The organism is Micromonospora sp. WMMD723, from assembly GCF_049863385.1.
Lineage (GTDB): Bacteria > Actinomycetota > Actinomycetes > Mycobacteriales > Micromonosporaceae > Micromonospora > Micromonospora wenchangensis.
This window is the reverse complement of sequence record NZ_JBMKNR010000001.1, coordinates 5,116,477-5,136,766: the sequence shown is the minus strand read 5'-3', so window position 1 is coordinate 5,136,766 and position 20,290 is coordinate 5,116,477. Positions and strand designations below refer to the sequence as shown.

The window sequence follows — 20,290 nt, the reverse complement described above, 5'->3', positions numbered from 1 at the left end:
TCCTTAGGTCAGGTGGTGGTACGGAAGGCAGGGATCACTTCGGTGGCGAACAGCCGCAGCGAGGCGCGCAACTTCTCGGTCGGCATGCCCAGCCAGCCGGGCCGGAAGATGAGATGGTCGAACCCCAGGTCCCGCAGGGCGGAGATCCGCTCGACGAGGAACTCGGGCGAGCCCAGCAGCAGCGTGTTGCGGACCAGCTCGTCGAACCGGTCCCGCTGCCAGCGCAGCGCCGGGTACTCGGCGTACGTCGAGTACTCGACCCGGGCGTGCGGCAGCGCCTCCGCGACGGCCTGTTCGGAGCTCGGCGCGCAGTACAGCTCCACGCCGACGGGCCGCTGCACCGTCGCCGGGTCGCGCCCGTACTCGGCCAGCGCCTCGTTGTAGACCGCCAGGTGTTCGGGCAGGAACCGGCGGCTCGGGGAGTTGCCCGGCGCGTACCAGGCGTCGCCGAGCCGGGCGGCCCGACGGACGGCCTTCTTGCCGCCCGCGCCGATCCAGATCGGTGGCCCGCCCGGGGTCAGCGGCGGGATGCCGATGGTGGCGTCGACCTGCGGGTAGAACTCCCCGTCGTGGGTGACCGGCGCGCCGCTCCACAGCGCCCGGATCAGCCGCAGGCTCTCGTCGAAGCGGCGGAACCGGGTCTCCGGGTCGACGCCGAAGGCGGCGAACTCGTTCTCCCGGTAGCCCGCCCCGACGCCGAGGACCACCCGCCCGCCGGAGAGGTGGTCCAGGGTGGCGAACTCCTCGGCGACGTGCACCGGGTGGAACATCGGCAGCAGCAGGATGCCGGTGCCGAGCAGCATGTCCCCGGAGCGCGGGATGAGGCTCGCCAGCATCGAGATGGGCTGCGGGGTGGCCAGGTTGGACTGGAAGTGGTTGATCGTCCAGACCGAGTCGTAGCCCAGTTCGGCGGCGAGTTCGACGGTGCCGAACAGGTCGTCGAGGTGCCTGCGGAGGTCGTCACCGGGTGGGTACTGGTGCGACGCCATGATGCCGAACCTCATCGGCTTTCGCCTCCCTGCGACGGTGCCGCCGCGCGGCTGGTCTTGCCGGCCTCCGGCAGGGGAGCCGCTGCGCGGCTGGTCTTGCCGGCCTCCGGCAGGGGAGCCGCTGCGCGGCTGGTCTTGCCGGCCTCCGGCAGGGGAGCCGCTGCGCGGCTGGTCTTGCCGGTGGCGCTGCGTTCCAGCGCGGGCACGAACTCGATCCGCCGGGGGGCCTTGAAGTGGGCCAGCCGCTCCCGGGCGTACGCGACGAGCCGCGCGGCCAGGTCGGTGTCGTCGACCGTGTCGTCGGCGGCCCGGACCACCAGCGCCACCGGGATCTCGCCCAGCCGGTCGTCCGGTCGGCCGAGCACCCGGACGTCGCGCACGAGCGGGTGCCCGCGCAGTTCGTCCTCGATCTCCTCGGGCCAGACCTGGAAACCGCCGCACTTGATCATGTCCCGCTTGCGGCCGACCAGGAAGAGCACCCCGTCGGGGTCGACGTAGCCCATGTCGCCGGTGTGCACCCAGCCGTCGCGGACCAGCTCGGCCGAGGCGGCGGCGTCGTCGACGTACCCCCGGGTCAGCGCGGAGCGGACCACCACCTCGCCCTGGGCGCCGGTCGGCAGCGCGGCCCCGGCGTCGTCGCGGATCTCCAGCTCGACGCCCGGGTAGACCCGGCCGGCAGAGCCGGGCTTCCACCGGCCGGCCTTCATGTCCCGGCCGGTCCAGCCGGCGATGTGCCCGGCCTCGGTCGAGCCGTAGTTGACCAGGATGGGCACCCGGTAGCGCTCCTCGAAGGCGCGCCGCACCGGCCAGGAGATCGCCTGCCCGGCCACCAGCACCGACCTGACCCCGTCGAACGGCAGGTCCCGTTCGGCGTGCACGATGTCGAAGACCATGGTGGGCAGCAGGAACAGGTTGTCGAACCCGAACCGGGGCATCAGGTCGGCGAGCCGGTCGACGCCGAAGCGTTCCCAGACCACCGCCGGGCGGCCCACGAAGTACGCGAACAGCAGCGCGTGCTGGCCGCCGCTGTGGAACAGCGGCAGCGCGATCAGGTTGGGGCGGGCGTCGCGGGCGGCGCTGCCCTCGGCCTCGGTGCCGGTGGTGACCCGGGCGAGGCGCATCAGCGACTCCCGCGTCCCGCCGTGGGTGACGCTGACCGCTTTGGGTCGTCCGGTGGTGCCGCCGGTGAACAGGATGCACGCCTCGGCCTGCGGCCCCACCTCGACGCCGGTGACCCGGGTCTCCCGCCGCCACGGCAGCTCGGGCACGCCGGTCAGCGGCGTCGTGATGGACCGGACCGGGACGGCGGCACCGTTCCCGTCGGGGTCAGACCGGGCGGCGAGGAAGGCGGCGACCACGTCGGGCCGGCGGTCGTCGACCAGCAGCAGCCGGGGCGCGGTCTTCGCCACCGACTCGGCCAGCTCGGCGGCGTTGTAGAGGCTGCTGACGGTGACCGGCACCGCGCCGATCTTCCAGGCCCCGAAGAGCAGGAAGACGATCTCGGGGCCGTTGGTCAGGTAGCAGGCGACCCGGTCGCCGGGGCCGACGCCCTCGGCGCGCAGCGCGGCGGCGACGCCCCCGGCGAGCAGGTCGATCTGGTCGAAGGTCCAGGACCTGCCGTCCTCGCCGTGCAGGCCGGGCAGGTCGCCCCGGTCGGCGCACCGGCGCTCCAGGACGCCGACCAGGTTGCCGCCGTTCACCGGGTCACCCCGGGCACGGTCGCGGCGATCCTCGGGGCGACGGTCGTGGCGACCCTGGGGATGACCTCCGCGCCGAAGCGGGCGAGCTGTTCCATCGCCTCGTCCTGGCTCGCGCCGACGAACTGGTGGCGCAGCGAGACCTCGGTGATACCCAGCTGGGTCTCCCAGCGGCGCAGCTTGGCCACGATCTCGTCGGCCGAGCCGACCAGGCAGTCCTCGGCCAGGTACCGGTCGAGGTCGAGGGACTGCGCGTCGTCCCAGGACTTGTAGCCGGCGTACTGGCGCTGCAGGTGCGGGCGGACGGCCGCGACCGCCGCCGGGTAGCTGTCGCCGAGGTACGCCTCACGGCTCATCGGGTACTCCCGGTCGAGGGGGAAGCCGCGCTCGGCCAGGTCGGCCCGGTAGATCCCGAGCAGCCGGGCCAGTTCGGCGTCGTTGCCCTTGGGGCCGATCAGCCAGGGGGCGTCGAGGCGGGCGGCACGGCGGACGGCGGGTTCGGCGAACGCGCCGATCCACAGCGGCGGGCCGCCGGGCTGGGCCGGGCGCAGCGCCAGCGACGCGCCGGGGACCTCACCCCAGCTGCCGGCGGCGTCGATCGTCTCGCCGTTCCACAGGGCGCGCAGGATCGGCACGTACTCCCGCAGCCGGCGCAGCCGGTCCTCCCAGGCGACGCCGAAGGCGGTGGTCTCGCGTTTGCGGTAGCCCGCGCCGATGCCGACGGTCAGCCGGCCGCCGCACAGCACGTCGAGGGAGGCCAGGTCCTCGGCGAGGGCGACCGGGTTCAGCAGCGGGGCGAGCAGCACGCCGAACCCGATCCGGACCCGGGAGGTGGCGTGGGCGAGGTAGCCGGCCAGCGGGACGGGTTGGACGAACGCCGACCGGGCCAGGTAGTGGTGGCCGAGGTAGACGGCGTGGAAGCCGGCCGCCTCGGCGGCGGCCGCCTGGGCCAGCACGCCGTCGATGCCCTCGGCGGCGGACGCCGACGGGTCGAACTGGGCACTCAGGAAGCAGCTGATCTTCACCCGAGGACCGCCTCGGCGGTGGGCACCCGCTCGGCGGCGCGGTCCTGGGCCCGGAAGTGCGGGATGACCTTGTCGGCGAACTCCTCCATGGAGCGCAGCGCGGCGGCGCGGTCCAGCGACGGGATCCGCAGCCAGCCGATGTAGTGGTTGATGCCGAGCTGGTCGCGCAGCATCTCGATGGTCTCGATGACGCGCTCGGCCGAGCCGAAGTTCCCGCCGTGGGTCAGCGTCTGCTCCAGGGTGAGCAGCTCGATGTTCTTGGCGACCGCCGCGTAGTAGGCGCGCTCCTGGGCGATGGCGTCCTCCGAGCCGGGGATGACCTTGCCGACGGACTTGTAGTAGTTCATCGCCGCCGTCGCCGCCGTCCGCAGGCCCTCGTCGCCGTCGCCGCACCAGACCTGCTGCATGAACGGCAGGTCGTAGGTGGACAGGTCGAAGCCGTTGTCCCGCATGCTCTGCCGGTAGAGGTCGAAGTTCTTCTGCATGATGCCCAACGGCGTGAAGTTCGGTGAGGTGATGATCGACTCGCCGACCGCGCCGCGGTCCCGGAAGCTCTCCGGGGAGACCGTGCCCTGCAGGATGGGCGGCCCGCCGGGGGTGTACGGCCTCGGGTAGGTGGTGACGTTGTCGTAGTGGAAGATCTCGCCGTGGTAGGAGAAGTTCTCCTGCGACAGCGCGAGCCGCAGGATCTCCAGGGTCTCCTGGTAGCGCTGCTTGGACTCCGCCAGCGGTACGCCGAAGCCGGCGAACTCGGCGGGCTGGTAGCCCCGGCCGACGCCGATGGAGACCCGGCCGCCGCTGAGCACGTCGAGGGCGGCGATGTCCTCGGCCAGGCGCAGCGGGTGGTGCAGCGGGAGGACCAGGACGGCGGTGCCGATGGTGATCCGGCGGGTCCGCTCGGCGACGGCCATGCCGAAGTTCAGTGGGCTGCCGAGGATGCCGTACTTCGAGAAGTGGTGCTCGGCGAGCCAGACCGAGTCGAAGCCCAGCTCGTCGGCCAGCTGGATCTCCTCGAGGGTTTCCCGGAGCACCTGATGGTCCGATGCGCCGTCGGCCACCGGGAACAGGTTCATGATTCCGAACTTCACGGCCTTCTCCTCATTTATTCCGACCAGCCGGTATGTTAGTGCCCCGGGCTAGTGCCCGGCAAGACTTCCGCAGGTCAGCCGCGTGCGGCCCGACGTGCCCGGATGCGCAACTCCCCGGCCCGCCGCCGGTGCCACGACCCCCGCCCGCAGCGGGCGTCGAGCACGAACGCGCGACGCAGGAACAGGTGCGGGTCCGCCTCCATGGTGATGCCCATCCCGCCGTGCACCTGGATGCACCGCTCGGCGGCGAACACCGCCGCCTGCCCGGCCGCCGCCTTCGCCGCGTGCACCTGGACCGCGGCGTCCGGGCGTCCGGTGTCGACCGCCCACGCCGCGTACAGGGTCAGGTCCCAGGCCGCCTTGCGCGCCGTGGCCGCCTCGGCCAGCGGGAACGCGACCCCCTGGAACGACCCGATCACCCGGCCGAACTGGCGACGGGTGCGGGCCTGCTCGGCGGCCAGGTCGATCGCCCCCTGCGCCACCCCGCACAACTCGGCCGCCACCACCAGCGCCGCCCGCAGCGGCCCGGTGCCGGCCGGGCCGGGCCGCTCGGGCGCGGCCACCGTCACGTCCGCCAGCGGCACCGACGGGTCCAGCGACTGCCGCGCGGTGATCCGGACCGGGTCGGCGAACCAGACCCCCGCCGGGCCGAGCGCGACCACGCCGTCGGCCTGCTCCGCGTACGGCACCAGGGTGCGCACCAGCGGGTCCACCGGCACCCGGTCGGCCCAGCCGGAGCCGCCCGGCACGTCGACCGCCGCGGTGAGCACCCGCCGACCGTCGAGCACCTCCTCGGGCAGCGGCCCGCGCTGCCCGTCGCCGCAGAGCAGCTGCACGGCCGCCGCGTGCGCCGGGAACCGGCTGGGCAGCAACCGCCCGCCGAGCGCCTCGACGGCGACCAGCAGGTCGATCAGGCCCGACCCGATGCCACCGGCCGACTCGGGCACCCCGAGCAGCCCGAAGTCGCGCAGCAGCGGCCCGTCCCCCGCCGGGGCCCGCCACCCGCCCGACCACGCCGCGCGGGCCGCGCCCCGGTCGGCGTCCGCGAGCGCGCCCACGGTACGGCCGATGTCCTGCTGTTCCTGGGTGAATGTCGCGCGCACCGGACCACCTCGCTCAGCGGGAGCGGGGCAGGCGCAGGACCCGCTCCGCGAGAATCGACTTCTGGACTTCCTCCGTGCCGCCCTCGATGGTGTGGGCGCGGGCCCGCAGGTAGCGGCGCATCCGGGCGGCGGCGCCGTCGCCGTCGACCAGCACCCCGCCGGCCTCGTCGAGCTGCACGGCGAGCCGGTTGGCGTTCTGCACGACCCGGGCCCACAGGCTCTTGAGCGCCGAGGTCTCCGGCCCCGGCACCCCGCCGGCCCGGCTCTCGCCGAGCATCCGCATCGACCCGATCCGGACCGCCTCGGCGTCGCACTGCAACGCGCCCACCGCGTCGACGAACGCGCTGTCGTCGGCGACGCCCCGCTCGACGGCGACGTCGATCAGCCGGTCGACCGCCTGCCGGGCCCAGACCCACAGGTTGAGCGCCATGCTGCCGCGCTCGAACGCGAGCGTGGTGAGCGCGACGGTCCAGCCGTTGCCGACCCCGCCGAGCACGTCGTCGTCGGCGACGAACACGTCGTCGAGGAACATCTCGTTGAACTCGGTGTCCCCGTTGATCATCACCAGCGACCGGACGGTGAACCCGTCCATCGGGGCGAGGAAGTAGGTGATCCCCTCGTGCTTCGGCGCGGCGGCGTCGGTACGGGCAAGCAGCAGGCAGCGCGAGGCGTTGTGCGCGTTGGACGTCCAGATCTTGGCCCCGTTGATCCGCCAGCCCCCGTCGACCCGGGTCGCCGCCGTGGTCAGGCTCGCCAGGTCCGACCCGGAGCCGGGCTCGCTGAACCCCTGGCACCAGTACTCGTCGCCGCGCAGGATGCCGGGCAGGTGCCGGGCCTGCTGGGCGTCGGTGCCGTGCGCGATGATCGTCGGCCCGGCCAGCATCATGCCCACCCCGTTGAGCGGGTACGGCGCGCCGCGTACCGCGGCCTCCTCGTTGAAGACGGCCTGTGCCAGCGCGTCCATCCCCCGGCCGCCGTGCGCCGCCGGCCAGGACAGCCCGGCCCAGTTGCCGGCGCAGAGCCGGTCCTGCCACACCCGGGACCAGTGCTCCCGCTCGTCCTGGGTCAACTCCTCCTGGTCGGGCACGTCGGCCAGCGCCCCGTCGAGCCACCTGCCGACCTCGTGCCGGAACGCCAGGTCGGTGTCGCTGTCAGCGAAGTCCATGCCCACCCCCCTGTGGGTCGTCGGTGTCGCCGGTCATGCGCTGGCCTCCTCGGCGGGCACGAGCCGGGCCTTGTAGAGCTTGCCGTTCGGGTCGCGGGGCAGCGCGTCGCGCACGACGTAGGACTGCGGGCGCTTCGGCTTGGCCAGCCGCTCGGCGAGGTACCGGCGTAGCTGCGCGACTGCCGTGTCCGGGTCGGGCGCGGTGTCGGTGAGCACGACGTGTGCCTGGGGCACCTCGCCGAACTCCGGGTCGGGCACCCCGACGACGCCGACGTCGGCGACCCAGTCGTGGCCGATCAGCGCCGCCTCGATCTCGGCCGGGTAGACGTTGACCCCGCCGACGAGGATCAGCTCGGCCGCGCGGCCGGTGATGTAGAGGAAGCCGTCGGCGTCGACGTGGCCGACGTCCCAGACGGTCATCAGGCCGTCGCGCCGCGCGCCGTCGGTCTTGCCGGGGTCGTTGTGGTACTCGACCCGGTCGTCGCCCTGGCGCATGTAGACGATGCCGGTCTGCCCGACGGGCACCTCGTTGCCCAGCTCGTCGAGGATGCGCAGGGTGGAGATGGAGGCCGGCCGGCCGACCGTGCCCGGGTGGGCCAGCCACTCGTGGGGACGGGCGACGGTGGTGCCGACCTCGGTCGAGCCGTAGTACTCGTAGACCACCGGACCGAACCAGTCGAGGATGCGCTGCTTGACCTCGCGCGGGCAGGGTGCCGCGCCGTGCAGCACGTAGCGCAGCGAGGACAGGTCGTAGCGGTCGCGGACCGCCTCGGGCAGTTGCAGCAGCCGGTAGAAGTGGGTCGGCACCATGCTGGTGCCGGTGACCCGGCACTCCTGGACCCGGCGCAGGAAGCCCTCCGGCGTCCAGCCGTCCATCAGCACCATCGTGCCGCCGGCGTGCAGCGCGCCCATCGCGGGGGTGATGTTGGCCGAGTGGTACATCGGGGCCGACACCAGCCAGGACCTGAACGCCTCCCGTTCCATCCCGAACTCGCGGAACAGCCAGACGTAGGTCAGCGCGCCGGTGTCGGCGTCGACGCCGCTGAGCGGGCGCTTGACCCCTTTGGGCCGGCCGGTGGTGCCGGAGGTGTACATCATCAGGGAGCCGGCCGGGGTGTCCGCCGGGCTGGTGGCGGGCATGTCGGCGGTGAGCGCCGTGAGCGGTCGGGCCCGGTCGGTGCGGGGCGTGCCGTCGACGAAGACCTGGATGCCGGGCGCCGCCGCGGCGGCGTCCAGCACGACGTCCTCGACCCGGGCGGAGCCGACCACCACCCGGGCCCCGCTGTCGGCGAGGATGTAGCCGACCTCGGGGGCGGTCAGGTGGTAGTTGAGGGTGACCAGGTAGAGCCCGGACTGCATGGTCGCGAGATAGAGCGCGACCAGGCCGGGGCTGTTGGTCATCACCGCCGCGACGGTGTCGCCGGGCCGCAGGCCCGCGTGCGTACGCAGCCCGTGCGAGATCCGGTTCACCTCGGCGAACAGGTCACCGTAGGAGATCCGCCGGTCGTCGGCGGTCACGATCGCGCACAGCTCCGGTTCCGCGGCTGCCCACAGCCGGAACCCGGTCCGCTCCTGGCTCATCGGACTCCTTGAGCTAGATTCCGACCATCCGGTATGTTGGTGTCCCACAGTAAGGGAGCCTCCCGACGATGTCCATACCCGTGAGCGACGCCCACGCCGCCAGTTGGCGGGCCCGCCAGGTGCCGGTCCCCACGCAGGTCGTCGACGGTGTCTGGGCGATCCCGGTCCCCCTGCACGGCAGCGCCCTGCGGTCCATCACCGTCTTCCTGATCATCACCGGCGACGGCCCGGTCCTCGTCGACGCCGGCTACGACCACCCGAGCTGCTGGACGTCGTTCCAACGGTCGGTGGCGTCCATCGGGCAGCGGGTCGACACCATCGCGGCGGTCCTGCTCACCCACAACCACCCCGACCACGTCGGCTTCGCCGACCGGGTACGCGCCGCCTCCGGCGCGCGGGTGGTGATGGGCGCGCCCGACGACTTCACCACCATGCACCGCCGGCGCGGCACGTTCCTCCAGCAGGTACGCACCGCACTCGACCTGACCGGCGCCCCGCCCGACGTCGTCACCGCCATGTACGCCGACGCGGTCGCCGTCGCCGTGCACCAGGAGGACCTGCGGCTCGACGTGGCCGTGGAGCACGACACCGAGTTCCGCTTCGGCGACGTGACCGTCCGCGCCCTGCCCGCCCCCGGGCACACCTACGGCCACACCGTCTACGTCGACAGCCGGGGCCTGGTCTTCACCGGTGACACGATGATGGCCGAGGGGCCCACCCAGCTCGCCATCGTCAGCCGCCCCGACGACGACCCGGCCGCCGACCTGTTCGGCACGCTGGCCCGCATCGGCGACCTCGGGGCCGCCATCGCCTGCCCCGCCCACCAGTTCCCCTACCGGGACGTCGCCGCCCGCGCGCAGGCGCTCGCCGCGTTCCACCGCAACGAGGTCGGGACGGTCCGGGGCCTGGCCCGCGACGGCGACACCGCGTGGGACGTCGCCCGGCGGATGACCTGGAAGAAGCCGTGGGACGAGCTGGGCCGGGGCACCCGACGGTTCGCCCTGGTGCACACCCTCGCCCTGCTCCGCCACGCCGCCGCCGACAGGTGACGCCGGGGCGGCCCGCCCGGCCCGGCGGCCGGCTCAGTCCCGCCGGGCGTCGTCGTACGTCCAGTCCGGGCGCAGGGTCGGGCGCAGCTCCCGCAGGGTCCGCTTGAGCACCTTGCCCGACGGGTTGGTGGGGAACTCCGGCACCAGGTAGACCTCCCGGGGCACCTTGAACCGGCCCAGCCGCTGCCGGGCGTGCGCGATCAGCGCCTCGGGCGTCAACCCCGGCCGGGCCACCACGAACGCGGCCGGCACCTCCTGCCACGTCGGGTGCGGGGCGGCCACCACCGACGCGGCCAGCACCAGCGGATGGTCGGCCAGCACGTTCTCGATCTCGGCGCTGGACATGTTCTCCCCGCCGCTGCGGATCATGTCCTTGAGCCGGTCGCGGATGTAGAGGTAGCCGTCGGCGTCGAAGCAGCCGATGTCGCCGGTGTGGAACCAGCCGTCCCGGAACGCGGCGGCGGTCGCCACCGGATCGTCGAGGTAGCCGGGGCTCACCTTCGGCCCGCGCGCGACCACCTCGCCGTGCGCGCCGACCGGCACGTCCGCACCGTCCGGGTCGACCACCCGGACCTGGACCCACGGCACCGGCAGCCCCACCGACCCCTGCTTGGACTCCTGGTGGGCGGCGTCGAGGTAGGTCAGCCCGCTGCACGTCTCGGTGAGGCCGTACCCCTCGATCAGCCGGGCGTTCGGGAACAGCCCCCGGGCCACCCCGAACAGCGCCGAGGTGACCTGCGAGAAGATCAGCCAGCGGACCGACGACAGGTCGGTGGTCGCGGCGGTGGGCTCGCGGCGGACCATGTCCAGCATGGTCGCCGCCACCACCATGCCGGTGATCCGTTCCGTCTCGATCGCCCGCAGCACGGCCGCCGGCACGAACCTGCGGTGCAGCACCATCGCGCCCCCGACGTGCCAGATACCGAAGCCCGGCAGGTCGGTGCCGCCGACGTGGTAGAGCGGCGCGGCGTTGAGGATCCGGTCGGTCGGCCGCAGCCCCAGCTCGACGATCTGGGCGTGCATGTTCATGTTCACGTTGCCGTGGGTGAGCAGCACCCCCTTGGGCAGGCTGGTGGTGCCGGAGGTGTAGACGATCCGTTGCAGGGCCGCGTCGTCGAGGTCGGCGTCGGCGACCCGCGCGCCCCGGTGCGCCGCGACGAGCGCCCGCACGTCGGTCCAGCCGTCGCCGACCGGCTCCAGCGCGAACCGGCGTACGGCCGGCAGGTCGGCCAGGGCGGCGGCGGTGAGCGGGGCGAACTCCGGCACGGTGGCGACCGCCCCGACCCGCGCGTGCGCCAGCAACCGGGCCAGCTCCCCCGCCGTCAACCGGTAGTTCAGCGGGACGACGACCGCGCCGAGTTTCGCCAGCGCCAGGCAGAGCAGCAGGAACTCGGGGACGTTGTCCGCGACGACCGCCACCCGGATGTCCCGGCGTACCCCCTCGGCGACCAGGCCGGCGGCCAGGGCGTTGACGTCGTCGTCGAGCTGCCGGTGGGTCCACCGGCGCGCCTCGAACACGAGCGCGTCGGCGTCGGCGAACCGGCGGGCGTTGCCGGCCAGCATCGCGGCGAGGTTCGCGGTGCTCACCCCGCCGCCTCGCGCAGCGCCTTCTTCAGCACCTTGCCGGAGTCGTTGCGCGGCAACGACGTCACCAGCTGCACGTACCGGGGGACCTTGTAGCGGGCCAGTTCGGCCCGGCAGTGCGCACGCAGCTGCTCGGCGGTGCCGGTCGCGCCGTCGCGGAGGATGACGAACGCCTTCGGCACCTCGTCCCACCGCGGGTCCGGCACCCCGATCACGGCGACCTCGGCGACGTCGGGGTGCTGGGCGAGGACCCGTTCGATCTCGGCGCTGGCGATGTTCTCCCCACCGGACTTGATCAGGTCGGCCCGGCGGTCGACGAACCACAGGTAGCCGTCGGCGTCGATCCGGCCCACGTCGCCGGTGCGGAACCAGCCGTCGCGCCGGCTGCGCCGGTTGGCCTCGTCGTCGTTCCAGTAGCCGGGCGACACCTTCTCCCCCCGCACGACGATCTCCCCCTCGACGTCCGGGCCGACCGGCCGGAAGTGCTCGTCGACGATCCGGATCTGCACCCCGGGGAACGGTGCGCCGAGCGCGCCGAGCTTGCTCTGTTCGTGGGCGGCGTCGAGGTAGCAGACGCCGTTGCACAGCTCGGTCATGCCGAACGTGTCGATCAGGCGGACGTGCGGCAGCCGGCGCTTCACCTCCTGCCGCACGCTCGGCGCGACCCCGGCGAACAGCAGGTAGCGCAGTGCCCCGAGATCCGGCGGGTCGTCCAGGTCGAGCAGGCCGAACAGGATCTGGGCGGCCAGCACCATGCCGGTGATCCGCTCCTGCGCGGCGATCCGGGCGATGTCGGTCGGCTTGAACGTCGGGGTGAGCACCATCGTCGCGCCGGCCACGAACGTCGCCAGGCCCGGCGCCTCCAGCCCGCTGACGTGGAACAGCGGCGCGGAGACGAGGATCCGGTCGGCGGCGGTCAGCTCCAGTTCGAGGACCTGCGCGAAGTGGTTCGCGGTGAGGTTCCCGCAGGTGTGCACCACCCCCTTGGGGCGGGCCGTGGTGCCCGAGGTGTAGAGCAGCCGGTGCACGTCGGCCGGGCCCTTGTCGGCGTCGGCGACCCGCACGCCCGGCGGCTGCCCGGCGAGCAGGTCGGCCAGCCGGCGGGCGTCGCCGACGACCGTGTCGCCGTTGGCGACCAGCGTACGCAGCCCGGTGGTGGCCGCCAGGCGGGCGGCGTCGGCGGCGAAGTCGTCGTCGTAGAGCAGGCCGGTGGCGCCGGCCTGGTCGATGACGTACGCCTGCTCGTTGGCGTGCAGCCGCCAGTTCAGCGGCACCGAGACCGCGCCGAGCCGGCTCAGCGCCAGCAGCTCGATGACGTAGGTGGCGGTGTTGCGCCCGAGCACCCCGACCAGGTCGCCGTCGGCGATGCCGGCGTCGCGCAGGGCGGCGGCGTGCCGGTCCACGTCGGCGTCCAACTCCGCGTACGTCCAGCGGGCGGCCCCGTCGACCAGAGCCTCGGCGTCGGCGCGGCGCAACGCCTGCCGGCGCAGCGTCTCGGTGAAGTTGCTGCCGCCCATCAGTCGCCGCTCCCCCGCCGCCGGGCCAGGATCTCCTCCCGGGACGGCAGCGACACGAACTCCAGCAGGTTGCCGTCGAGGTCCCGGGCGGCGAACGCGGTGATGTACCCGTAGTTGTCCAGCAGCACCCGGTTGGGCGCGGACAGGCACTGCGCGCCCAGCTCGGTCAGCCGCCGGTGCAGGTCGTCCAGCTCGTCCAGGGGCACCTCGAAGCTGAGCAGGAAGGTGCCCAGCTCCAGATGACCGGCGGTGGCGGTGCGGGTCTTCACGCCGTTCCACTCGATGAGTTCGAGCTGGCCGACCCGGCTGGGACCCTGGAGGTACTGGACCCGGCCGGTGGTGCCGGCGGGCAGCCCCAGCGACACCTCGATCCCCGGCCCGCCGACGTCGGTACGCAGCGTCCGGCGGTAACCCAGGGCGCGCTCGTAGAAGTCCGCGGCACGGTCGACGTCCGAGACGGTCATCGCCACGTGGTGCACTTCACTGACCGGCATGATGCCTGCCTTCCGATGGGGTTCGCGGTTCAGGCGGACGGGCCGGACGACCCGCCGAGGACCCGTTGGATCAGGGTGACCTCGTCGGCACCGCTGTCGGGCACGATGAAGTCGTCGAGTCGGCAGATCTCGTCCACCGCGCCGAGCACGTCGTCGGGCGAGGCCGGGGTGGGCCCGCCGTACCAGCCGGGGGTGACGCCCAGGAAGATCCGCCCGACCCGGCCGCCGCCCACGGTGAGGATGTGCCGGTTGAGCTGGCACTGCTCCGAGGCGAGGAAGGTCGCCACGGCGGCCACGTGCTGCGGGTCGAACCGGTCGGTCAGCTCGCCGAGCAGGTTCTCGGTCATCCGGGTCGCCGCCGTCGGCGCGATCGCGTTGACCAGGATGCCCCGGCGGGCCCCCTCCAGCGCGAGCACGTTCATCAGCCCGATCAGGCCGGCCTTGGCCGCGCCGTAGTTGGCCTGGCCGAAGTTGCCGAACAGGCCGGACGACGAACTGGTCAGCACGATCCGGCCGTAGCCCTGGGCGACCAGGTGCGGCCAGGCTGGCCGCAGCACGTGGAACGCCCCGGCGAGGTGCACGTCGAGCACCGCGCTGACGTCCTCGTCGGACATCTTGGCCAGCGTCCGGTCCCGCAGGATGCCGGCGTTGTGGATGACCGCGTCGAGCCGCCCGTACGTGTCGATCGCCCGGCCGACCAGGTCGGCACCCCCGGCGGCGGTGGCCACCGAGTCGGTGGAGGCGACGGCGGTGCCGCCGGCCGCGCGGATCTCGGCGACGACCTGTTGCGCCGCGCCTGAGGAACCGGAGCCGTCGACCGTCCCGCCGAGGTCGTTGACGACCACCGACGCGCCGCGGGCGGCGAGGGTCAGCGCGTGCGCCCGGCCGATGCCGTTGCCCGCGCCGGTGACGACGACGACCCGGCCGTCGAGGGTGACCCGGGCGCTCATCGCTCGTTCCCCAGGACCGCCACGAACGCGACGCAGGAACCGGGCTGCCCGCCGAGGTTCTGGGCCACCGCCAGCCGGGCGTCGGGCACCTGTCGGGGCCCGGCCTCCCCGCGCAGCTGGGTGAAGCACTCGAACATCATCCGCAGCCCGGTCGCGCCGATCGGGTGGCCGAACGACTTGAGCCCGCCGTCGGTGTTGACCGGCAACGCCCCGTCGGCGTCGTACCGGCCGTCGAGGATGTCCCGCCAGGCCTTGCCGCGGGCGGAGAAACCGAGGTCCTCCATCAGCACCACCTCCGTCGGGGTGAAACAGTCGTGCACCTCGGCCAGCGAGATCTGCGCCGCCGGGTCGGTCACCCCGGCCTGCTCGTACGCCTCGCGGGCGGCGGTGACCACCTCGGGGAAGGTGGTGAAGTCGTAGCCGTCGGCGGCCAGCCCGGCCCCGGAGCCGGCGACGAAGCTCATCCCGCGCAGGTAGACCGGTCTGTCGGTGTACCGGTGGGCGTCCTCGGCCCGGACCAGGATCGCCGCCGCCGCGCCGTCGGAGACGCCCGAACAGTCCATGACACCGAGCTGCCCGGCGATCCGCGGGGACCGCTCCACCGTCTCGGCGGTCACCGCCCGACGGAACTGGGCGCGGTCGTTGCGGGCCCCGTTGGCGTGGTTCTTCACCGCGACCCGGGTCATCGCGGCGCGCATCTGTCGCTCGTCGATCCCGTACGCCGCCTGGTAGGCGGGGGCGAGCAGGGAGAACCCGGCCGGCGCGGTCCAGTCGACGTCGGTGCCGTCGGCGGGTGGGAACACCGCCGACAGCCCGGAGTAGGAGGAGTCCTTGAGCTTCTCCACCCCGGTCGCCATGACCATGTCGTACGCGCCGGAGGCGACGGCGAAGGCGGCGTTGCGGAACGCCTCCGAGCCGGTGGCACAGTAGTTCTCCACCCGGGTCACCGGCTTGCCGGTCAGCCGCAGCGGGCGGGCGAGGGTCTGCCCGGACAGCCCTGAGCCCTGGGTGCCGACCCAGAACGCGTCGACGTCGTCGAGGGTGACGTCGGGCAGCGACCCGACGCACTCCTGCACGGCGTCGACGAGCAGGTCGTCGGCGGAGGAGTTCCAGTGGTCCCGGAACGGGGTGCAGCCCATCGCGACGATCGCGACGTCGTGGGTGGTGCGCCTACTGGCCATCGGCGGTGTCCTTCCCTGGCGCGGCGTCGGCGGGTGCCGGGCGGAGCTTCCAGAAGTAGTTGTGGATCGAGTCGGTGGTCCAGAGCCGCCGGAACACGGGGGTCATCGCCATCCCCACCGCCACGTCGGCGGGTGCCACGTCGGTGGCGTACGCGCTGAGCCGGCCACCACCGTCCACGTCGGCGACGACGATCGCGACCTCGGGTTCCGGCATGGTGGTCAGGTGGTCGCGGGTCACCGAGACCACCCGGGCGGTGCGGTCGCGCAGCGACACCGGGGCGGTGCCGGAGCCGGCGGTGCCGCAGGCGGCGCAGACCCGCCCGGGGGGTGTGGTGACCCGGCCGCAGGCGGCGCACCGGCTGCCCTCCAGCCGGTACTTCCAGCCGGCCCGGCGGTGCATGGGCGGGGCGGCCGGGGCCGGCGACGCCGGTCGGGCCGGGCCCTGCACGTCGAGCAGTCCCCGCCAACGTAGGTAGCGGCCGTAGCCGAGGCGCTGCCGCGCGGCGAGCTGGGCGCGGACGGTCGGCCCGCCCCGGGCGGCGCGGACGCCGTCGCCGACCCGCAGCACGAACGCGTCGGCACCCTCGGTGGCTGACACCAGCAGGATGCTCTGCCCGGGTTCGGCCTCGTCGAGAGCGGCGGCGAGCAGCAGGCCGGGGTGGGCGACGCCGGTGAAGCCGGTGGCCCGTTCGACGCTCGCGTCCCCTCCGGTGCCGCCGAGCGCCTTGCGCAGCGCCGCCGCCGCACGGGGGTTCGACGACGACACGACGACCTCGTCGACGGTGTCGAGGGACGCCTGCGCCAGGGCCCGGCGGGCGGCGTCGAGGCCGGCGGCGACGAGGATCTCGGCGGTGAACCGTTCGTCCCAGACCCGGTCGTGCCGTTCCCCGGGCAGCCGCCAGCGGTCCAGCAGTTCGGTGGTGTGGCCGGCGCGGGCGAGGAGCACGGCGGCCCGGCCGCCGCCGGCGAACGCCGTGGCGGCGTCGCCCTGGGCCAGCTCGTCGGGGGCCCCGGGGCGGGTGGTGCGCACGTCGGCCAGGGCCGCGGTGGCGACGCCCCGCAGGACCAGGTCCAGGGCGGACGCGCCGGCCCGGTGGCCGCGCAGGTCGAGGGCGGTGACGCCGGGGTCGAGGCCCAGCGCCTCGTGGACCACCCCGGCGGAGGTCTTCGTCTCGTACGGGGCGCTGGTGGTGGCCAGCAGCAGGTGCCGTCCGGCCGGGGTGTCGGCCGCGATGTGCCGCAGCGCCTCGACGGCCATGGTGACGGGGTCCTCGTCGTAGCCGGCGACGCTACGGGTGGGGCCGCCGGCACGGGCCGGCGCGGTCGGGTCGAGCCTGGTGTCGTCGAGCGCGTACGCCGGGAGGTAGGCCGCGTAGGCGTCGATGCCTGGTTGCTCGGGCATGGGTCGCGGGTTCTCCTTCAGCTCCACGAGGGGATGGCGGCGAGCAGGCGTCGGGTGTACTCCTGCTGCGGTCGGTCCAGCACGGTCAGGGCGTCGCCCTGTTCGACGACCCGCCCGCCGCTCATCACCGCGATCCGGTCGCACAGGTCGCTGGCGAGCATCAGGTCGTGGGTGACGAAGAGCAGGCCGATGCCGAGTTCGTCGACGAGGGTGCGGAACAGGTCGACGACCTTGGTCTGGGTGGTGACGTCCAGGGCGGTGGTGCACTCGTCGGCGATCACCAGCGCGGGGCGGGTGACGACGGCGAGCCCGATGGCGACCCGCTGGCGCAGGCCGCCGGAGAGCTGGTGCGGGTAGCTGGCCAGCACCCGGCCGGGGTCGTCGATGCGCATCTGGGCCAGCACCTCCACCGAGCGGCGTTCCACCTCGGCGCGGGTGATGTCCCGGACGTGGCGGCGCAGCACCTCGGCGAGCTGGGTGCGGACCTTCAGCAGCGGGTTCAGCGACCGGGACGCGTCCTGGAAGACCATGCCGACGGCGCTGCCCCGGACCCGCGCGGTGCGGTCGACGCCGGGGGCCACCACCTGCTCGTCGCCGACGGTGACGGTGCCCCGGTCGACCCGGACGTTGCGGTCGAGCAGCCCGACGACGGCGCGGGCGAGGGTGGTCTTGCCGCTGCCGGACTCGCCGACGACGCCGACGATCTGGCCCCGGCGGATCTCCAGGTCGACGTCGTCGAGCAGGCGCAGGTCGCCGTCGGCGAGCCGGGCGGTGATGGACAGCCCGGAGAGTGTCAGCAGTGCGCTCATCGCCGCCTCTTCCGTGGGTCGTGGTGGGTGAGCAGCGCGTCGCCGAGCAGGTTCACCAGCAGCACCAGCACGGTGATGGCGAGGCCGGGGAAGAAGGCGATCCACCAGGCCTGGCTCAGTTCGTCCTGGCCGGAGGCGAGCATCGAGCCCCAGCTGTTCATCGGCGGCACCACGCCCAGGCCGAGGAAGCTCAGCGCGCTCTCGACCAGGATCGCGGTGCCGACCTGGAGGGTGCCGAGCGCGACGATGGTGCCGGCGAGGTTGGGCAGGATGTGCTGGAAGACGATCCGGGGTTCGGACGCGCCGGCGGCGCGCAGGCCGACGACGAACTGGCGTTCCCGGATGGCCAGCGTCGCCGCGCGGGTGACCCGGGCGCACACCGCCCAGCCGGTGAGCGCCAGCACCAGGAACAGCACCGGCAGGGAGCTGCCCCGGTTGGCGATGATGGCGAGGGCGACCAGGATGAACGGCAGGGCGAGCTGGGCGTCGATGAGGATCGAGATGACCCGGTCGACCCAGCCCCGGAAGTAGCCGGCCAGCAGGCCGAGCAGCGTGCCGGGGCCGATCGCGACGAGCGCGCCGACCAGGCCGATCACGATGGTGAGCCGGCCGGCGGAGACGAACTGGGTGAGCAGGTCCTGGCCGAGCTTGTCGGTGCCGAGGGGGTGTGCCCAGCTGCCGCCGGCCAGGAACGCGGGCGGCTGGCGGGTCGCGTCGAGGTTCTGGCCGCCGTCGGGCAGCAGCCCGGTCAGCGGCAGCACGAACACCGCGACGGCGGCCACCGCCAGCGGCAGGGCCAGCCAGAACACCGAGGTACGCGCCCGGCGGCCGGCCCGGCGCGGTGGCGACACCGGGGCGGTGACCGGGTCGAGTTCGAGTTGGCTCATGCTCACCGCACCCTCGGGTCGACGATCGAGTGCAGGACGTCGACGAGCAGGTTCAGTACGACGAACACCAGCGCGCCGAACACCACGATCGCCTGCACCAGCGGGAAGTCGCGGAACTGGATGGCCTGCAACGCGAGCTGGCCGAGACCGGGCCAGGAGTAGACGTACTCGACGGCGACCGCGCCGGAGAGCAGGATGCCGGTCTGCAGCACGACGATGGTGAGGATCGGCATCATCGCGTTGGTGAAGGCGTGCCGCCACACCACCCGGCGGGTGCTGATGCCCCGGGCTCGGGCGGAGTCGATGTAGGGCTCGGCCAGCGCGTCGCTCATCGAGGCGCGGGTGAGCCGGGCGATGTGCGCCATCGGGTAGACCGACATGGTCAGCGCCGGCAGGATCAGGTGTCTCGGGCTGCCGGACTGGCCGGCGGGCAGCCAGCCGAGTTTGACGGCGAACAGCACCACCAGCATCATGCCGAACCAGAAGACCGGCACGGACTGGCCGAGCAGGGCGAGGGTGGAGGCCCCCCGGTCCCACCAGGTGCCCTCCCGGGTGGCCGCGAGCACCCCGAGCGGCACGCCGACCAGCAGGGCGAGGGCCATGCCCGCGCCGACCAGTTGCAGGGTGTACGGCAGCCGGTCGGCGATCATCGAGGTGTTCGACTGGTAGAACTGCAACGACTGGCCGAGGTCGCCGGTGAACACGCCCTTGAGGTAGTCGAGGTACTGCACGACGACGGGCAGGTCCAGGCCGAGCTGGTGGCGCAGCGCCTCGCGTTGCTCGGGCGGGGCCATCGGGCCGAGGATGGTGGCGGTCGGGTCGCCGGAGAGCCGGCCGAGCAGGAACGCCAGGCTGAGCGCGATGAGCAGCGAGGCGAACAGCGACGCGAGCCGGCCGCCGACGCGGCGTACGGTGCTGGCCTTCATCGGCGGGACCTCCAGCGCGCGCCGGGCATCGCGGCGAGCAGTTCGCGGGTGTAGTCGTTCTCGGGGGTGCCGAAGACCCGGTCGCAGGGTCCCGCCTCGACGACCCGGCCCCGGTACATCACGTGCACGACGTCGCAGAGCGAACGGACCACGGCCAGGTCGTGACTGATCATCAGCAGCGCCGCGCCGGTGGTGGCCCGGATCTGGCGCAGCAGGGCCAGCACGTCGGCCTGGACGGAGACGTCGAGGCCGGAGGTCGGTTCGTCGGCGACGATGAGGCGGGGACGCATCAGCAGCGCGCGGGCGATGCAGACCCGCTGCGCCTGGCCCCCGGAGAGCTGGTGGGGGTAGCGGTCGAGCAGGTCCGGGGCGAGCCGGACCCGGCCGAGCAGGTCGGCGTCGTCGATCCAGGAGGTCCGTTCGGGTTGCAGCGCCCGCAGTTCCCGCAACCCGGAGCGGACCGACTGGCGGGGGTCGAGCGAGCCGTGCGGGTCCTGGAAGACCACCTGCACCTCGGGGCGCAGCCGGCGCAGCTGGGTGCGGCTGACCGCCGCGAGCGAGTGGCCGAGCAGCCGGATGTCGCCCCGGCCGCGCGGGCCGAGCCCGGTGGCGGCCATCGCGAGGGTGGTCTTGCCGGAGCCGGACTCGCCGACGACGGCGACGCTCTCACCGGCCGCGATGCGCAGTGACACCTGGTCGACCGCGCGGAAGAGCGTGCCGGTGCCGCCGTCGCGGTGCTCGACGACGAGGTCGTCGACCTCCAGCACGGGGGTGTCCGACTCCGGGGTGCGGGGGTGCCGGGCGAGGTCGCCCGGCACCCCCGTCTCCGCTACCTCGGACATC

General features: G+C 73.6%; 18 protein-coding genes. 1 reads left to right on the top strand and 17 read right to left on the bottom strand.

The window, feature by feature from the left end:
- Positions 1 to 8: 8 nt before the first annotated feature.
- The 7 genes from ACN261_RS22390 to ACN261_RS22360 all read right to left on the bottom strand — a co-directional run bounded on the left by ACN261_RS22390 (position 9) and on the right by ACN261_RS22360 (position 8,648).
- The gene (locus tag ACN261_RS22390; RefSeq protein WP_425851973.1) at positions 9 to 1,004 is read right to left on the bottom strand and encodes an LLM class flavin-dependent oxidoreductase; all 996 of its coding nucleotides are present in this window, start codon (positions 1,002 to 1,004) and stop codon (positions 9 to 11) included.
- Entirely contained in the window at positions 1,001 to 2,689 is a 1,689-nt protein-coding gene (locus tag ACN261_RS22385; RefSeq protein WP_425851971.1) for a class I adenylate-forming enzyme family protein, read from the bottom strand. The genes ACN261_RS22390 and ACN261_RS22385 overlap by 4 nt, the downstream gene beginning before the upstream one ends.
- On the bottom strand, positions 2,686 to 3,711 hold the full coding sequence (locus ACN261_RS22380) for an LLM class flavin-dependent oxidoreductase (protein WP_425851969.1): 1,026 nt from the start codon (positions 3,709 to 3,711) through the stop codon (positions 2,686 to 2,688). Before ACN261_RS22380 ends, ACN261_RS22385 begins: the two co-directional genes overlap by 4 nt.
- Positions 3,708 to 4,799, bottom strand: a complete 1,092-nt coding sequence (locus tag ACN261_RS22375; protein WP_425851967.1) for an LLM class flavin-dependent oxidoreductase — start codon at positions 4,797 to 4,799, stop codon at positions 3,708 to 3,710. The genes ACN261_RS22380 and ACN261_RS22375 overlap by 4 nt, the downstream gene beginning before the upstream one ends.
- Positions 4,800 to 4,873: 74 nt before the next feature.
- Positions 4,874 to 5,902: an acyl-CoA dehydrogenase family protein gene (locus ACN261_RS22370; RefSeq protein WP_421481624.1), complete on the bottom strand. Its 1,029-nt coding sequence runs from the start codon at positions 5,900 to 5,902 to the stop codon at positions 4,874 to 4,876.
- A 13-nt stretch (positions 5,903 to 5,915) separates the two neighbouring features.
- Positions 5,916 to 7,067, bottom strand: coding sequence for an acyl-CoA dehydrogenase family protein (locus ACN261_RS22365; protein ID WP_421481623.1), 1,152 nt, complete (start codon positions 7,065 to 7,067; stop codon positions 5,916 to 5,918).
- 33 nt (positions 7,068 to 7,100) lie between these two features.
- Positions 7,101 to 8,648: an AMP-binding protein gene (locus ACN261_RS22360; RefSeq protein WP_421481622.1), complete on the bottom strand. Its 1,548-nt coding sequence runs from the start codon at positions 8,646 to 8,648 to the stop codon at positions 7,101 to 7,103.
- A gap of 68 nt (positions 8,649 to 8,716) precedes the next feature.
- Here ACN261_RS22360 and ACN261_RS22355 point away from each other — a divergent pair, with 68 nt between their 5' ends.
- On the top strand, positions 8,717 to 9,697 hold the full coding sequence (locus ACN261_RS22355; RefSeq protein WP_425851964.1) for an MBL fold metallo-hydrolase: 981 nt from the start codon (positions 8,717 to 8,719) through the stop codon (positions 9,695 to 9,697).
- A 33-nt stretch (positions 9,698 to 9,730) separates the two neighbouring features.
- Here ACN261_RS22355 and ACN261_RS22350 read toward each other — a convergent pair whose 3' ends face one another.
- From ACN261_RS22350 to ACN261_RS22305, 10 genes are read right to left on the bottom strand one after another with little or no spacing between them, the layout of a single operon-like run.
- Entirely contained in the window at positions 9,731 to 11,284 is a 1,554-nt protein-coding gene (locus ACN261_RS22350; RefSeq protein WP_425851962.1) for a class I adenylate-forming enzyme family protein, read from the bottom strand.
- Positions 11,281 to 12,798: a class I adenylate-forming enzyme family protein gene (locus tag ACN261_RS22345; RefSeq protein ID WP_421481619.1), complete on the bottom strand. Its 1,518-nt coding sequence runs from the start codon at positions 12,796 to 12,798 to the stop codon at positions 11,281 to 11,283. Before ACN261_RS22345 ends, ACN261_RS22350 begins: the two co-directional genes overlap by 4 nt.
- Complete coding sequence (locus tag ACN261_RS22340; RefSeq protein ID WP_067309619.1) at positions 12,798 to 13,292, bottom strand: VOC family protein; 495 nt, start codon at positions 13,290 to 13,292, stop codon at positions 12,798 to 12,800. The genes ACN261_RS22345 and ACN261_RS22340 overlap by 1 nt, the downstream gene beginning before the upstream one ends.
- Positions 13,293 to 13,321: 29 nt before the next feature.
- Entirely contained in the window at positions 13,322 to 14,242 is a 921-nt protein-coding gene (locus tag ACN261_RS22335; RefSeq protein ID WP_421481618.1) for an SDR family NAD(P)-dependent oxidoreductase, read from the bottom strand.
- Positions 14,239 to 15,423: an acetyl-CoA acetyltransferase gene (locus tag ACN261_RS22330; protein ID WP_425851959.1), complete on the bottom strand. Its 1,185-nt coding sequence runs from the start codon at positions 15,421 to 15,423 to the stop codon at positions 14,239 to 14,241. The genes ACN261_RS22335 and ACN261_RS22330 overlap by 4 nt, the downstream gene beginning before the upstream one ends.
- On the bottom strand, positions 15,413 to 16,825 hold the full coding sequence (locus ACN261_RS22325; RefSeq protein ID WP_425851957.1) for a zinc ribbon domain-containing protein: 1,413 nt from the start codon (positions 16,823 to 16,825) through the stop codon (positions 15,413 to 15,415). Before ACN261_RS22325 ends, ACN261_RS22330 begins: the two co-directional genes overlap by 11 nt.
- Positions 16,826 to 16,842: 17 nt before the next feature.
- Complete coding sequence (locus ACN261_RS22320; protein WP_421481615.1) at positions 16,843 to 17,634, bottom strand: ABC transporter ATP-binding protein; 792 nt, start codon at positions 17,632 to 17,634, stop codon at positions 16,843 to 16,845.
- Positions 17,631 to 18,521: an ABC transporter permease gene (locus ACN261_RS22315; RefSeq protein WP_425851955.1), complete on the bottom strand. Its 891-nt coding sequence runs from the start codon at positions 18,519 to 18,521 to the stop codon at positions 17,631 to 17,633. The genes ACN261_RS22320 and ACN261_RS22315 overlap by 4 nt, the downstream gene beginning before the upstream one ends.
- A gap of 2 nt (positions 18,522 to 18,523) precedes the next feature.
- Entirely contained in the window at positions 18,524 to 19,447 is a 924-nt protein-coding gene (locus ACN261_RS22310; protein ID WP_421481613.1) for an ABC transporter permease, read from the bottom strand.
- Positions 19,444 to 20,289 carry an ABC transporter ATP-binding protein gene (locus ACN261_RS22305; RefSeq protein ID WP_421481612.1) on the bottom strand — a complete coding sequence of 282 codons (846 nt, stop codon included), beginning with the start codon at positions 20,287 to 20,289 and terminating at the stop codon, positions 19,444 to 19,446. Before ACN261_RS22305 ends, ACN261_RS22310 begins: the two co-directional genes overlap by 4 nt.
- Between the last annotated feature and the right edge of the window lies 1 nt (position 20,290).

Excerpts from the sequence above, each read along its gene's own strand:
- ACN261_RS22390 (WP_425851973.1), bottom strand. The coding sequence starts at position 1,004 with ATGAGGTTCGGCATCATGGCGTCGCACCAGTACCCACCCGGTGACGAC.
- ACN261_RS22365 (WP_421481623.1), bottom strand. The coding sequence starts at position 7,067 with ATGGACTTCGCTGACAGCGACACCGACCTGGCGTTCCGGCACGAGGTC.
- ACN261_RS22360 (WP_421481622.1), bottom strand. The coding sequence starts at position 8,648 with ATGAGCCAGGAGCGGACCGGGTTCCGGCTGTGGGCAGCCGCGGAACCG.
- ACN261_RS22355 (WP_425851964.1), top strand. The coding sequence starts at position 8,717 with ATGTCCATACCCGTGAGCGACGCCCACGCCGCCAGTTGGCGGGCCCGC.
- ACN261_RS22345 (WP_421481619.1), bottom strand. The coding sequence starts at position 12,798 with ATGGGCGGCAGCAACTTCACCGAGACGCTGCGCCGGCAGGCGTTGCGC.
- ACN261_RS22340 (WP_067309619.1), bottom strand. The coding sequence starts at position 13,292 with ATGCCGGTCAGTGAAGTGCACCACGTGGCGATGACCGTCTCGGACGTC.
- ACN261_RS22335 (WP_421481618.1), bottom strand. The coding sequence starts at position 14,242 with ATGAGCGCCCGGGTCACCCTCGACGGCCGGGTCGTCGTCGTCACCGGC.
- ACN261_RS22330 (WP_425851959.1), bottom strand. The coding sequence starts at position 15,423 with ATGGCCAGTAGGCGCACCACCCACGACGTCGCGATCGTCGCGATGGGC.
- ACN261_RS22325 (WP_425851957.1), bottom strand. The coding sequence starts at position 16,825 with ATGCCCGAGCAACCAGGCATCGACGCCTACGCGGCCTACCTCCCGGCG.
- ACN261_RS22320 (WP_421481615.1), bottom strand. The coding sequence starts at position 17,634 with ATGAGCGCACTGCTGACACTCTCCGGGCTGTCCATCACCGCCCGGCTC.
- ACN261_RS22315 (WP_425851955.1), bottom strand. The coding sequence starts at position 18,521 with ATGAGCCAACTCGAACTCGACCCGGTCACCGCCCCGGTGTCGCCACCG.
- ACN261_RS22310 (WP_421481613.1), bottom strand. The coding sequence starts at position 19,447 with ATGAAGGCCAGCACCGTACGCCGCGTCGGCGGCCGGCTCGCGTCGCTG.
- ACN261_RS22305 (WP_421481612.1), bottom strand. The coding sequence starts at position 20,289 with ATGTCCGAGGTAGCGGAGACGGGGGTGCCGGGCGACCTCGCCCGGCAC.